Genomic DNA, 13,632 nt, shown 5'->3' on the forward strand with positions numbered 1-13,632 from the left:
CCAACAAAGAGCGTTTAGCGCGTGAGAGATAAATGGATAATGTCTTCTATATTTATCTGTGTATTATCGGTAAAGATAAGTAAATTGCGGTATATATCCACCCTTTTAACCGTACCCGATTTGGTACGGTAGGAACCGCCGTTTTTTTGTGCATCCGCCACAAAATATTCCACGGTTACGGTGGGAAGTGCCTTTCCCAAAGGGGGTAACGCTTGGACCAAACAGTTAAGTTGTTCGTTGATTAAATTCTTTTCGCTTTCGGCCAGTTCCTTTTTTTCTACGGTCTTGCGGGCCGTCTCTTTCAGGCCGTCCTCAAATCCGCTAAGCGCCGCAAAAGGGGAAAACTGTGCGGCACGGTCCTGCAAGGACATTTTGGGATGCCTTTTAGATACCGGGCGGCTTAAATGGATGATGTCGTCATAAGCAGTTTCACTCACGCTTTATGCCCTCCTATTTGTTTATTGCGCTCAATGGCCTTGGCTCCCTTTTTTAGGTTCATCCCCTTCACAATGGCATTTTTCCCAAATTTCTTTTTTATGTCCAAAACCGTTTCTTGCAGGTTGTGCTCTTTGGCAAATTGCGCGTCTTCCCGCTTTTTCTGTTTGGCCAAGGCTTCATAATCCGTAAACAGGTCCAACTGTTCCGTGGGAGCCTTGGCGCGGACTTGGCTAACCGGCAGCACTCTATTGGCCGTTATGTAGATTTTGCGCACTACCAAATGGTTATCTACCACCCTTTGGTAAAGCCCGCTCATCGCTTCCATAATTACTTTGGTGGACGAGGTGTAATCTTTTAGTCCAATGCTCCCGTGCGCGGGTTTTGGGACTTTCCGGCCATACCTGTCCACCGATACAGGCCCTCTATATCCGCGGGCAACAGCCGGGTTAGACAGGTTTTCTATGTCATATTCCACGGTAAGCACCAACTGGTCCGTCATCAGCCCCTTTTCTACCAAGTCCAGTACCAATAAATCGGTCATTTCACGGGTGATTAACAGGCCTTCCTCATAGCCGTAGGGACGGTCCAGCACTTGGCCGGAGCCTATACTGTGTTCCTCGGACTTGTAGGATTTAATTTCCTTCATCGTGCACGGTTCAACGCCCCACGCGTGGTCTATTAAAAGTTCCGCATTTACCCCAAACAGTTGGTAGAGCAATTCTTCATTATAATATTCATCATCCCGCCCTAAGGAGCAACGCGCGATATCCCCCATCGTTAGAAGTCCGTATTTCTTTAATTTTTCCGCATAGCCTCTGCCCACCCGCCAAAAATCCGTAATAGGCGTATGGGCCCAAAGTTGTTCCTTATACGTTTGCCCGTTTAATTGCGCAATGCGAACGCCGTCCTTATCCGCCGGGATATGCTTGGCCACAATATCCATTGCGATTTTGGCAAGATACAGGTTTGTGCCTATTCCGGCCGTGGCCGTAATGCCGGTGGACTGCAATACTTCGTGGATAAGTTTTCTGGCAAATTCGTGCGCGGTTAATTTATATAACCTCAAATAATCGGTAGCGTCTATAAACACCTCGTCCACCGAATAGTTATGTATATCCTCGGGGGCTACATATTTAAGATAAATATCGTAAATTTGGTTGCTAATAGCCATATAGCGCGCCATTTGCGGAGGTGCGGCAATGTAATCCACCGCCCAACCGGGGTTTTTGATTAGGTCCTCTTGGTTATAGGATTTCCCCGTTAATCGGTGGTAAGGAGCCCGCAAACGCCGCTGTTCATTAACGTCTTTTACCAGTTGGACCACTTCAAACAGCCTGGCTCTTCCCCCAATGCCATAGGATTTCAGGGCGGGAGATATTGCCAAGCAAATCGTTTTTTCCGTGCGGCTGGTATCCGCCACCACTAAGTTGGTGGTTAGCGGATTTAATCCGCGCTCCACGCACTCCACGGAGGCATAAAAGGATTTTAAATCTATGGCTATATAAGTTTTTGGCTCTGACATAGGTACTTTAAACTTGGTCTTTTATATGGTGCGCCCACGGTTGTATTGTAAAGAAAGGCATACAAGTTCGGTTTATTTGCGCACAAAAAAACCTGCCTTTCAGCAGGTTTTATATGGTGCGCCCAACAGGAATCGAACTTGTATCTTCAGCTCCGCAGGCATCTTAGGCAGTTGTCTTTTTGAGTGTTTTATCGTCGGAGAAACACATATTGTAAAAAATGTTATTTCCCATGTGTCCAAAAAGTGTCCATTTTCTGAAAATGGGCTATTTCCCCCCTTTGGCAATTTGGAGACAAGGCTTGCTATAACTTGGCTAAAGTATTCAGTGAATACGCCGTTAGAGCGGGAAAATCTTCCGTCAAAATAGGCGGGAAAGTAATCATACGTGAACCGCTTATCACTTTTAAGTGCCTATTTTCAAATCTACACATGTTCTAATAATTTTTTGTGTAGATGAACAAATAAAAAACCTACACACAACTCCTAGCAGGGTATGTGTAGGATTTTCAAAATTAAGGAATTTAACTCTCTTTTTTGTATCCTTCGTAATAATAAGACTGTTCTATTCCCTTAAAAACAACTTCGCGGTCGTTGGTTTTGTCGGTCAAATGCAGCTCTAAAAGGGCTCGTAATTCCAAACCATTAATCGGGCTACGTTCTATTATCTGGTGGGTTTGCATACATTTATTTTAACAAAAAATCCGCTAGGTGCATGATTTCTATGCCGTTAATATTTCCCACGGCAAGTTTATCAAGCGTAATAACATATTTGGGATAATTATCCTCTATGGCGAGCAAATTATCGGTTTCACGCGTGGAATCATGCGGTAAATTAACACAAACCTGTATATAGAGCTTTTCATTTTGCTTTTGGGCAATAAAATCTATTTCCTTTGTCTGATTTTTACCAATATGCACCGCATAGCCACGTCTGCAAAGCTCCAAATATACAATATTTTCCATTACAGAGGGCAGCATAGTAGCGTTATAACCCATTAAGCCGTACTTGAGCGAAATATCCCCTAAATAGTATTTTTCCTGCGTTTTTAATATGGCTTTTCCAAGGACATCGTAGCGTTGACATTTGTGAATAATAAAAGCCTGCTCCAACCATTTTAGGTAGTTATAAATGGTTTCTACGGATATTTTACGGTGTTCACTGCGCAGAAATTTAACAATAGCATTGGCAGAAAAAGTTTTTCCCATGTTATCTAAAATAAAGCGTACCACACGGTCAAATAAATCCTGCTTATTAAGGCGATGCCGGCGCAAAATATCATTAGTCACAATCGCATTATAAATATCCTGCGTAATTTGGTAGGTGGTGCGTTCGTCCAGTTTATTGGCCGCAATAAGGGGGAAACCGCCCAATTTGATATATTGTTCCAATAGTTCTTGGGTAGATAAGGTTGTGCCCTTATTAAAGGCTATATATTCCTTAAAAGAAAGCGTATAAACGGGAATAGAAACATAGCGCCCAGACAAATAGGTAGAAATTTCACCGGACATCAATTTAGAGTTAGACCCCGTGACATAAATATCCGTATTTCCCTGTTCCATTAACTGATTTACTACCTTTTCCCAACCATCTATTTCTTGTAGTTCATCCAAAAAAAGGTAATACTTTCCCTTGTTTGTAAGGCTTTTTTGTATATCGGCAAGCATTTCTTTGGCTGTAAATCCGCTATATGCTACTTCCGTATAGTTTCGCATAATAATATATTGATTGTCAATACCACGCGAACGAAGTTCATTCTGTATCATTTCCAAAATGGTAGATTTGCCCGAACGACGAATGCCCACTAATATTTTAATAATCGGAACATCAATAAATTTGCTTAATTTTTCTATATAATCTGGTCTGTTAATCATAAAATTTTTCCTCATTAGTAATAGTATATAGAAAAAGTGTTCAAAAATCAATAGTTTTTCTAGTCTGACTAGAAAAACTTTATAAAATAACCTAGTTTTTATATAGGGATGTTGAGAATCTGCGCCTCTTTTAATGGTGTGCAGATTCTCAAACAACATTCCAAACCCCTCTATTGTTTATCATTTGAGGGATTCGGGGATTTGCCATTCAAAATAATTTGCAATAAGGGTATTAGTTCTTTTTTCCAAGTTTCTATTTTCATACAAAGCCCTTTGTTTGTTGGAATTAATTTTCCATCCATTTTCTTGGTGTATGAAGAAAGCCCCAAGCAAAGATTCTCATTATACTGGCAAATTTCACATTGGACTACTTCTTGTGCATTTTTGGAAAAACTATATACAACTTCTCCTGTTTGATTGTTTTTCATATTTATTTCTCCTTATATTTCTTGCGGAATTAAATTATTTATTACTTCAATAGACTTGCGTAAATAAGTGGGGCTTAAATGCGCGTAGCGTTGCGTTAGTTTTAGGTCAGAATGGCCCAAAATGCGCTGTAAATCGGTTAGGCTTCCGCCGTTCATCATAAAATGGCTGGCAAAGGTATGGCGAAGGTCATGGAAGCGAATGCCGGTAATATTAGATTTTTTTAGGGCACGCTTATAGTCATACTCCACCATAGTTTCCGTGAACGGAAAGAGGACACCACTTTTTTGGGGATTCATTGTCAACAGAATTTGCTTTAATGAACTCATTATGGGCACTTCGCGCTTATTGCCGGATTTAGACTCGTAAATATGGATAATCCCGTTTAGCAAGTCTATATCTTGCCAAGATACCCGCAAAATCTCCCCGCGGCGCATACCCGTGCAAATAGCAAAAGCCACTAGATTGCGGGAGCGCGCGGGCATATTGCCCAACAAAGTGCGTATTTGCTCCGTACTCAAATAACTCGTACGGGCGGGATTTTCTTTCTGTTTGGCTACGCCAATACAAGGATTAACTCCTTTATATAGCCTTAACCGTATTACTTTGTTTATTACCGCTCTTAATGTGGTAAAGTTCCGGTTTGCCGTAGAGGGGCTTGTTTCTGCCATACGCGTATTATAAAAGCGTTGAATATCTTCCGTTGTCAGTTTACTTAGCAATACATCCCCAAAATATTTTTTAAGTGCGTTTAAGGTATATCTTAGTTTGAAAGCACTTTTCTTTTTGGATAAATGTATATCCCAATACTTCTCTATGGCCATGGCTAATGTCAGTTTGGCAGCCTGCTGGCGTTCCGGAAAATATTTGCTTTCTGCTATTTCTGCCAAGCGTTTGTTTAACACTTCCTTGGCCAGTGTTTTACTGCCCGTAATGGTTTCACGGTGTCTTTTTCCGGCATTATCCCGGTAATCAATAGTTAGTGTTCCATTTTTATTATCTCTTATTCCCATATCTCAAACCTGCCTTATTATTACTTGTCATCATTATTTAATATATATCAATATACATCATCATAAAGTAATAGTCAATAGGTCTTGTTAAACTTCAATAATTTGTTATAATTTATCTATGCAAGATAAACAAATTAAAAAAGCCAAAGAACCGACTATCAGCTTTGTGGCTACCCAAAAAATAGTGGATGCTCTAAATGCTCGTGCTGAACAAGAGGAGCGCAGTATTTCTTGGTTAATTCGCAAAGCGTTGGAACAGTATTTGGGTGTTTCCAAATAGTTCAGGCAGAGGGCCAACTCCGCCCAAAACTATTTGTTTTTAGCCTTTTAGGGACAAAAATCCCCCAAAGGGCTTTTTTATACCCTTTTTACTAAATCCCAATTATTGGAAGTTAATTACGCCTTATGTTGGAAGAGATTGTCAAAACCTTTGTTGGCGTCTTTGCTGTCTTCTATGAACTTATCTATTTCTTGAATATCATAACGTACAGAACGACCCATTTTAACAATCCATGTAGAAGGTATTTTACCCTGGCACTGTAAAGTGCGAATACTGCCTTCGGTGCTTCCAATATATTCTGCTAATTCTTTTGCGGTTATTAAGCGTTTAACCATAAACGATTCTCCTTGCTGTCTGCCGTAGTTTGTGTATTACCTTGCAAATTGGGTATATATTTATCCCCAACCTGCATTAAAAAGTATTCTAACTTTATGGGTTCTACTTGATTGATAGTTTGCATAACTATATCTCTGAACTCTATTTCCTCATTACTTTTGGGAAAGTCTAATTTAGAAATATGGTTGATATATTTATTAACTACTTTCTTATCTGTAAACTGTTTAAGGTATTGGCATAGGGCATTAATACCAAAAGTATTAATTATCCATACAACCGCTGTCATAGCCAATACTGCCTGTATCCCGTGGATGCCATAGCGGTAGCATATATTTTGGGCGGTTTCCAATAGAGATACCGTAGAGTTATCTATCGTCAACATCCCGTCTAACTGCTGCGAAAGATGATAGCCTAAAATCCTTTGGCAAACTTGGGGCTTAAAGGCGTTTTCAAAGGTGCAATCCATAGCAAGTCCTACTCTCTTAAATTCCGCTTGAATATCCCGTTGAAGTTGCATTTGGTATTCCACTTGTAATAGCCGTCCTCTAAGTTTGAATATATCCGGTTTTAGCCCAGCCGGTATATTCTGCTCTTGCTCTACTTCGGCTATTTTATCGTAAATAATCAATTTACGGTGTCTTAAACAGTTTGCACAACTTTTACCCTGATTGGGGTAGGTGCTTATGGTTTTATTAAAACGCCCTTTGGTGCGGGAGTTTTCCAATAAGCGCTGTGCCAGAAAGATAGGGTTTTTAAGCAGAACCAGTTTATTGACATCCAACCTTGATAAAATGTGCCTGCTTAATACCTCTGGTTTTACAAAAATTCCAGCATATCGCAAGGCGGAAATTGTTTTATCTAGGACGGCCTTGAAATCTTGTTCTCCTACCTCGCTTAAATTATGCCCATATAATAGTTTAGCGGGACAAAATTCCAGTTTTATGCCCATATACCCATTGATAAAGTTCGTGCGTATATCCGGCATATACTCATATTTATCGTTTCTAAACGCTCTGGATGTGAAATAGCGTTCTGACTGAGTTAAATAATCGTGGCGTGGAGAGCGTAAATCCATTGGAATAACGCTAAATTCCGCCCTCGTACTATCTTTATTTCCTGCTTTGCTTAAATACATCCCAATTTTATCTGTGGACATAGAGTCCCTCCTTGTTGGTTTCTAAACTGCCGGCAGAAAAATATTTCTGCGATTTAATACTATTTTTCACAAGTATCTTCATAAGTCGTTTTTTCTCCTTATTTCATTTTGGCCTTTATCTCCGGCCGTACTGATAGTATAAGAAGATATGAAATTAGAAAAAAGCTGAGGAAAAATCTAATTGCCCGACGAGAAATGAATTAGAAAAATCCCTATTTACTTAGAAATACAGTAAATAGGGATGAATGTTTTACGACGAGGAAACAGACTACTTGAAACAAAAAATAAAATTTCTAAGAAAATAGTTTTATTCTATATAGATATCGCCATATTTTGTTGAGCGAGGAGAGTGTTCCTTAACGTGTATCTTAAAATTTAATTTAGAGGTTTTCTGCGCTTTTTTGCAGGCCTTATATATTTCTGCAGCATACGCACGCATACGTTGCAAACTGTTTTTATTGGGGTCCAGTCCAAAACCAAATTCATCGGCGTGAAGATGATTTTTCCCAGCTTTTATTAATTTTATTAAGAATATTCCAGTAAAGGATATGGGTTTAATAGCAAGTTGTTTGTCACCAAACCAGAATGTCCCGTTTCTATGAAAAGCCAATTCTTTGTATTGCGCTACAACTTCAGACATATCCCGCAAGGGGCCGGTCAACTCACATTGGAAAATAAAATATCCTTTGGTTAATAAGTTTTCATTTATCTCGGGAAAATTCAATTCGTTTTTGGCACCCAAAATATTTATTTGTGAACCGCCCAAATGAATTTTGTAGGCTAGTAAAACCTCAGGCCAACGCACGGATAAAGGCAATGGTACCTTTTGGAAAGCCTCGCTTGTTATAAAGAATTTGTTTCCTAATTCTTCATTGCGTTTTTTCAACCATTCTTGGGTGGCTAGAAGGCTTTTTGTGTAATCGGCAGTTTCTTGGAGATATTCCAATTCTCCATTCATATATTTAGAAATATAATCTTTTACATACTTCTCAAAATCCCGTTTTTTCTCGGGCAAAATTCGTAATATGCTTTCTCTCGGCGCAATGTGATATTTCTTCTGGAAAGTATGGAGGTGGACTAGAAATTCTTGGCGGAATTTTTCTTGTTGTTCTTTGGTGCCTTTTGTTTGCCAAAATTTATGACAATCAGGAAGTTGTATTTCACTCCCAGTAATAAGGTCTAAAAACGGCAAGGCGGGCAATATTTTCCAATGAATCGGGAATAAAAGACGGACATAATTTCCATTGCAATGCAAGGCAAAAAGGGTAATGGCTTCTGTAAATGGTAAAAGGAATTGTTTGTCTATTTTCATGCCAGTATTATAACACTTATATATTTAATATATGGGGAAAATTATTCTTTTTATTTAGAGAAGAGTTGTTTTTGTTGCAAAACGGTGCAAGACAAAAGCAGTATATATTTAACTTAGATATATGCTATCATAAGATTAAGTTTTAATAGGAGTTTTGCAGCACAACCGCAGTGAGCGGTAAACTTACAATTTATACTGTTTTCGGAGGGCGTAAGCCCACTTTTTTGCAAAAGCAAAAAGGCTTCTGAACCGAGAACAGTCGCTCTGCAACACCACATGGAAGGCCTAATTACCCTTCTAAATGGTGTTTATATCCCTGTCTATTTTTAGACAGGGAGGCGGCTGTTTATTGAGAGTTCAGAAGCCCTCAAATACAACAGTCGCTTTTTATTTACGGGCTTCTTTGTAAATTGCCTTTGCAATAGCAGAAAACATGTGTGGAGGCAAGATGAAATCCTTAATAGAAGAACTGCCCAAAATAGTGGCGGAAGGCAAAAAAGAAGTTGCAAAAATATTAGAAAATTTGGAAAGCGGGCATAAAATTACCCTGCAAACCAATGAATACGTCTTGCCTGTTGAAAAAGGCAATTTGCTCTACCAAAAACCGATAGAAGCCCCTTCCAAAGATACTTGGCTGAACCGTTTATGCTATGGGGATAATTTGCTGGTTATGCAAGCCTTACTAAACGGAGACCCCGCTACGGGGCTGCCCTCTATGCGGGGAATGATAGATTTAATTTATATTGACCCACCCTATGACAGCAAGGCCGATTACCGCAGTAAAATCACTTTACCCGGTGTAGATGTGGAATTAAACCCTACCGTTTTAGAACAAACCGCCTATTCGGACACTTGGAAAGACGGCACGGTCAGTTATCTTAAAATGATGTACCCGCGTTTAGTGCTTATGCGGGAATTGTTGTCTGATAAAGGCAGTATTTATGTGCATTTGGATTGGCATGTAGGGCATTATGTAAAACTGTTAATGGACGAAATTTTTGGGAAAGATAAATTTGTTAATGAAATTATTTGGAATAAAGGATTTCGGGGAACCGAATCGCAACGAATTTTTCAACATTCTCACGATACAATTTTGATGTATTCTACATCAAAGAATTATATATGGAATCAGCAAGGGCAGCCGTATAAGGATATGTCATTAGGACGTTATAATCAAATAGATGAAAACGGTAAACGATATGCTTTAATCAAACGAACTAGGACAAATGGAGAGGTTTATTATGGTAAAACATATCCGAATGAAGCAGGCAAAAAGATAAATGATGTGATTGCTCATATTGCAACTATGGCATCAACAAACAAGGAACGATTAGGATATGATACCCAAAAACCAGAGGAACTAATTAATATATTCATAAAAGCCTCCTCTAACGAAGATTCTATTGTGGCGGATTTCTTTGCCGGAAGCGGCACGACCGGCGCTGTGGCCGAAAAATTGGGCCGCCGTTGGATTATGAGCGATATGGGCAAGCCCGCCACTATGATTATGCGCAAGCGGCTTGTAGATATTCCGTCCAAGCCGTTCTTATACCAATGTATTGGCGATTACCAGCAGGAAACTTTCGCGTCCAACAAGGAGTTTAAGACGGTAGGCGCGTTAGCCCAAGTGGTATTAAACTTATATGGTGCCATTCCGTTCACGAACGAAGATGCCCCGCGCAATTTGGGGTATATCAAAGATAAACATACCTTAGTGTTAGTGGATAGCCCCAATCGCGTGACCGGAAGAAGCATGTTAAAACGCGCCTTGGAGTTGAAAGAAAACTATTTAGGCGGTTGGAATAAAGTAATTGTGCTTGGGTGGAACTTTGCTTTTGATATTGCAGATATAATCAGAGAACTTAATAATCCGTCATTGGAAGTATTAGTCATTCCGCCGGATTTGCTGGATAAATTGCGCACTAAAAGCAACTATACCAAATTAGTGCAAAATAAAACAATACGCTTTGTTTCCTTGCAATATTTGGATATTAAAAAACCGTTTACAACGCCTATTTCTTCCGACGTGGAAACCCTGCATGTGGAATTAAATAACTATGTCGTGTTATCGCCCGATGCCTTGCCTTTGGATGAGCCCAATAAAGCCAAACTGCAAGGGGTAATAGATAAAGACCCGCTGGCCCTGATTGAGTATTGGAGCGTAGACCCCAATTATGACGGAGAAACCTTCCGCAGTAAATGGCAGGATTACCGCGAAAACACAGAACACGAACAAAACAATTTGCGCGTGTTGGCAAAAGCCGTTTTTCCGGTAGCCACCTTGCCGGTAGGCCCAAAACGGAAAGTCTGCGTGAAAGCTGTGGATGTGTTTGGCCTTGAAAGCGTGGTAGTGGAAGAAATTTAGGGGGATTTATGCCGTCTGCAATTAATATCAAAACAAAAGACTTGCCTTTGCAATTTGCCAAACAGTTATCGGCCACTGTAAACCACGAATGGGAAACCGGCACTTTCTTAAATAAAGTATCGCCCATAACCAAAGATTTGCTCAAATTTTGGTTTAAGGAGCCTTTTACAACGGATAGAGCAGTAAATTTTCATTCCGGCCAAAAGCAGGCCATTTTGAATGCTATTTATTGCCACGAAGTGTTAAAAGGGACCTGCCCGTTGGATTTATACCAACAAATTAGCCAAGGGTTATTGTCGGCCGATATGTTGGTGGCCTTAAATGATGAGAAAAACAAGCACCCCAAGTATTGTATAAAAATGGCTACCGGAACCGGCAAAACGTGGGTATTGGATGCTTTACTGGTTTGGCAATACTTAAATGCAAAAAATTCCACACCAAATAATCCGGTTGTATATACAAAAAATTTTTTATTGGTGGCCCCCGGTTGTATTGTGTATGACCGTTTGTTAGATACGCTGTTGGGTAAAGAACAAAAAGACGGTAGCCGCAATTTTTCTACCGCAGACCTCAAAAAACACGAAAAACTATTTATCCCCGAAAAATATCGTCAAACGGTATTTGCTTTTATACAAAATAATGTGGTTCCCAAGGAAGAAATTGGGCATAAAATTACAGGGGAGGGGATAATTGCTGTCACAAATTGGCACCAAGTAAAAGAGGATAAAGAAGAAAAAAACTTGTCGGATACGCCCCTTTCTGACGTGTCTGCTTGCGTAAAAGCATTTTTACCTGTACAACCCGGCAAGGACACTGGCCACTCTTTGGAAAGTTTTGATAATAAATACTTAAAAGAAGATAAGTTGGCATATTTGGCAACACTGCCTAATTTGTGTGTATTTAATGACGAGGCCCACCATATACACACCAATAAAGTGGCCGGAATAGAAACAGATGTAGAATGGCAAAAAGCACTTAATAAATTGTCTGAAAATGTTAAAGATTTTGTGCAAATTGATTTTTCCGCCACTCCTTATAACCCAACCGGAAGCGGGCAACGCAGAACAAAACAGTATTTCCCGCATATTATTGTAGATTTTGACTTAACAACCGCCATCAAAGAGGGACTGGTTAAAGTTATTGCTATTGATAAACGGGATGAAATAGCCAGTTTGCAAAATGAACACATAGAGTTTAAGGCTAAAAGAGACAACAAAAAAGCGTTGGCTTTATCCGAAGGACAACGCTTAATGTTGCGGGCCGGACTAAAAAGATTAGGCATACTGGAAGATTCTTTTACCGGCATAGACCCGACGAAACACCCCAAAATGCTGGTGATGTGCGAAGATACAAGCGTTTCCCCATTGGTAGAGGATTTTTTACGGCAGGAAGGGTTAGCAGAACAGGAAATCGTGCGGATTGATTCCAACGCGAAAGGGGAGGTAAAGGAAAAAGAATGGAAGATAATTAAACAACAACTATTTAATATAGATAAACTTGTTTCACCCAAAGTGATAGTCTCCGTTCTTATGTTAAGAGAGGGGTTTGACGTTAGCAATATTTGTGTTATTGTGCCGTTGCGGTCTTCGGATGCGCCTATTTTATTGGAGCAAACTATCGGCCGTGGATTGCGCCTTATGTGGCGGGAACCTGAATATAGTGATATTAAGCATGAAAATCTACAAAACCTGTTTTGTAAAAAACAGCCTAGCAACTATTTGGATATTTTAAGTATAGTGGAACATCCTGCTTTCTTAAAATTTTATGAAGACCTACAAGACGGTTTAGTTGTAGAAGAACGCGCATCCATAGATAAAGGTAGCATTTTGGGGGATATGATAACCGTAGGGCTAAAAGAAGATTATCAAAAGTATGATTTGTTTTTCCCGCAGATAGTGCAAGAGAGAGAAGAATTGATTAAACCAGAAATTATAACTGCTAAGTGGGAGCCCTTTAAGTTTTTTACCTTAAAACAATTAAAAGAGTTTGTGGGTAATGCAAAAGGAGAGAAATTCTTTGCGGAAGAAATAATTGTAAAAACCCGCTTTGGGGAATATCACGTATCAACGGATTTATTTTCTGCCGGTAATTACAATGATTTTTTGGTTAAGTTGTTAGACGGTATAACCAGTAATTTGCGAAGGATTGGATCCTCTTCCCGCAAGCAGTTCCCGGTGCTTTGCGTGAATAAGGTTTCTTTAATAAAAATGTTGGATAAATACATCCGTCGCGAATTGTTCGGGGAGGAATTTAATCCATTAACTGACAATAATTGGCGGGTGCTAATGCTGGCTGAAAAGGGTATTACTGCCCATATTATGCGCCAAATCAGCCAAGTAATTTATGATATGCAACATAATATTACGGTAAATGAGGCTATTGTGAACAAAAGGTGGTTTTCAGAAATCCCAACCTTAAAAATGAGAGAAAATTATTCATTGGATATTAAAAAATCAATTTATCAAAAAACAAAATATCCCTCCAACAAAGGCCTTTTTGAAAAGAGTTTTTTGGAGTTTGCGGATAGAGACAGCGCCGTGGAGCGTTTAGTAAAAATAGACGAAAATTATCACACTTTTGCTACGTTGCATTATATTCGCACCGACGGTTTATTATCCAATTACTATCCTGATTTTATGGTAAAGTTCGCACAGGATATATTTTTGGTGGAAACCAAGGCAGAAGATAGTTTGGATAATGCGAATGTTCGCCAAAAACAAAAAAGTGCTTTGGACTGGTGTAAGCAAATAAGTGCCCTGCCTGAACCAGAGCGGATGAACTGCATTTGGCATTATGCCTTATTAGACGATGCTACTTTTACAAGTTTAAGCCAAAACAATGCCAGTTTAATGGAAATCCTACGGTATAGCGAACTGACACAAAACAAGGTAAAAGAAGGATTGTTTGAATAA

11 protein-coding genes and 1 pseudogene are annotated in these 13,632 nt (G+C 39.5%); 3 read left to right on the forward strand and 9 right to left on the reverse strand.

Translation table 11 applies throughout. From position 1 onward, the window contains the following. Positions 1-14: 14 nt before the first annotated feature. From ACR0QV_RS00885 to ACR0QV_RS00910, 6 genes and pseudogenes are all read right to left on the reverse strand, one after another. Positions 15-437 (reverse strand): hypothetical protein, encoded by a 423-nt coding sequence (locus ACR0QV_RS00885; RefSeq protein ID WP_432634130.1) that lies wholly within the window; start codon positions 435-437, stop codon positions 15-17. After that, the gene (locus ACR0QV_RS00890) at positions 434-1,960 is read right to left on the reverse strand and encodes a DNA methylase (protein ID WP_432634131.1); all 1,527 of its coding nucleotides are present in this window, start codon (positions 1,958-1,960) and stop codon (positions 434-436) included. The genes ACR0QV_RS00885 and ACR0QV_RS00890 overlap by 4 nt, the downstream gene beginning before the upstream one ends. A 521-nt stretch (positions 1,961-2,481) precedes the next feature. Continuing rightward, positions 2,482-2,628: pseudogene (locus ACR0QV_RS00895) on the reverse strand (protein adenylyltransferase Fic); the annotation flags it as partial. A gap of 16 nt (positions 2,629-2,644) precedes the next feature. Then, on the reverse strand, positions 2,645-3,832 hold the full coding sequence (locus tag ACR0QV_RS00900) for an ATP-binding protein (RefSeq protein WP_432634132.1): 1,188 nt from the start codon (positions 3,830-3,832) through the stop codon (positions 2,645-2,647). A gap of 170 nt (positions 3,833-4,002) precedes the next feature. Further along, a complete protein-coding gene (locus tag ACR0QV_RS00905; protein WP_432634133.1) occupies positions 4,003-4,260 on the reverse strand; it encodes a hypothetical protein in 258 nt (85 codons plus the stop codon). A 12-nt stretch (positions 4,261-4,272) separates the two neighbouring features. Then, entirely contained in the window at positions 4,273-5,271 is a 999-nt protein-coding gene (locus ACR0QV_RS00910; RefSeq protein ID WP_432634134.1) for a tyrosine-type recombinase/integrase, read from the reverse strand. A 118-nt stretch (positions 5,272-5,389) separates the two neighbouring features. On the opposite strand from ACR0QV_RS00910, the gene ACR0QV_RS00915 reads away from it, so the two are divergent. Continuing rightward, positions 5,390-5,551, forward strand: a complete 162-nt coding sequence (locus ACR0QV_RS00915) for a ribbon-helix-helix protein, CopG family (protein WP_432634135.1) — start codon at positions 5,390-5,392, stop codon at positions 5,549-5,551. Positions 5,552-5,667: 116 nt separating this feature from the next. Here ACR0QV_RS00915 and ACR0QV_RS00920 read toward each other — a convergent pair whose 3' ends face one another. The 3 genes from ACR0QV_RS00920 to ACR0QV_RS00930 form a co-directional block, all read right to left on the reverse strand. Continuing rightward, a complete protein-coding gene (locus ACR0QV_RS00920) occupies positions 5,668-5,886 on the reverse strand; it encodes a helix-turn-helix transcriptional regulator (protein ID WP_428062601.1) in 219 nt (72 codons plus the stop codon). Further along, positions 5,871-7,043 (reverse strand): phage/plasmid replication domain-containing protein, encoded by a 1,173-nt coding sequence (locus tag ACR0QV_RS00925; protein WP_432634136.1) that lies wholly within the window; start codon positions 7,041-7,043, stop codon positions 5,871-5,873. Before ACR0QV_RS00925 ends, ACR0QV_RS00920 begins: the two co-directional genes overlap by 16 nt. A gap of 307 nt (positions 7,044-7,350) precedes the next feature. Further along, entirely contained in the window at positions 7,351-8,355 is a 1,005-nt protein-coding gene (locus tag ACR0QV_RS00930; protein WP_432634137.1) for a hypothetical protein, read from the reverse strand. Between the two features lie 448 nt (positions 8,356-8,803). On the opposite strand from ACR0QV_RS00930, the gene ACR0QV_RS00935 reads away from it, so the two are divergent. Continuing rightward, positions 8,804-10,720, forward strand: coding sequence for a site-specific DNA-methyltransferase (locus ACR0QV_RS00935; protein WP_432634138.1), 1,917 nt, complete (start codon positions 8,804-8,806; stop codon positions 10,718-10,720). 8 nt (positions 10,721-10,728) lie between these two features. Next, positions 10,729-13,632: a DEAD/DEAH box helicase family protein gene (locus tag ACR0QV_RS00940; RefSeq protein ID WP_432634139.1), complete on the forward strand. Its 2,904-nt coding sequence runs from the start codon at positions 10,729-10,731 to the stop codon at positions 13,630-13,632.

The sequence above is a fragment of the Candidatus Avelusimicrobium sp. genome (genome assembly GCF_050873505.1).
Classification (GTDB): domain Bacteria; phylum Elusimicrobiota; class Elusimicrobia; order Elusimicrobiales; family Elusimicrobiaceae; genus Avelusimicrobium.

Bases quoted from the DNA above. Each gene is read 5' to 3' on its own strand.
- ACR0QV_RS00890 (WP_432634131.1), bottom strand. From the start codon at position 1,960: ATGTCAGAGCCAAAAACTTATATAGCCATAGATTTAAAATCCTTTTAT.
- ACR0QV_RS00900 (WP_432634132.1), bottom strand. From the start codon at position 3,832: ATGATTAACAGACCAGATTATATAGAAAAATTAAGCAAATTTATTGAT.
- ACR0QV_RS00905 (WP_432634133.1), bottom strand. From the start codon at position 4,260: ATGAAAAACAATCAAACAGGAGAAGTTGTATATAGTTTTTCCAAAAAT.
- ACR0QV_RS00910 (WP_432634134.1), bottom strand. From the start codon at position 5,271: ATGGGAATAAGAGATAATAAAAATGGAACACTAACTATTGATTACCGG.
- ACR0QV_RS00915 (WP_432634135.1), top strand. From the start codon at position 5,390: ATGCAAGATAAACAAATTAAAAAAGCCAAAGAACCGACTATCAGCTTT.
- ACR0QV_RS00920 (WP_428062601.1), bottom strand. From the start codon at position 5,886: ATGGTTAAACGCTTAATAACCGCAAAAGAATTAGCAGAATATATTGGA.
- ACR0QV_RS00925 (WP_432634136.1), bottom strand. From the start codon at position 7,043: ATGTCCACAGATAAAATTGGGATGTATTTAAGCAAAGCAGGAAATAAA.
- ACR0QV_RS00930 (WP_432634137.1), bottom strand. From the start codon at position 8,355: ATGAAAATAGACAAACAATTCCTTTTACCATTTACAGAAGCCATTACC.
- ACR0QV_RS00935 (WP_432634138.1), top strand. From the start codon at position 8,804: ATGAAATCCTTAATAGAAGAACTGCCCAAAATAGTGGCGGAAGGCAAA.
- ACR0QV_RS00940 (WP_432634139.1), top strand. From the start codon at position 10,729: ATGCCGTCTGCAATTAATATCAAAACAAAAGACTTGCCTTTGCAATTT.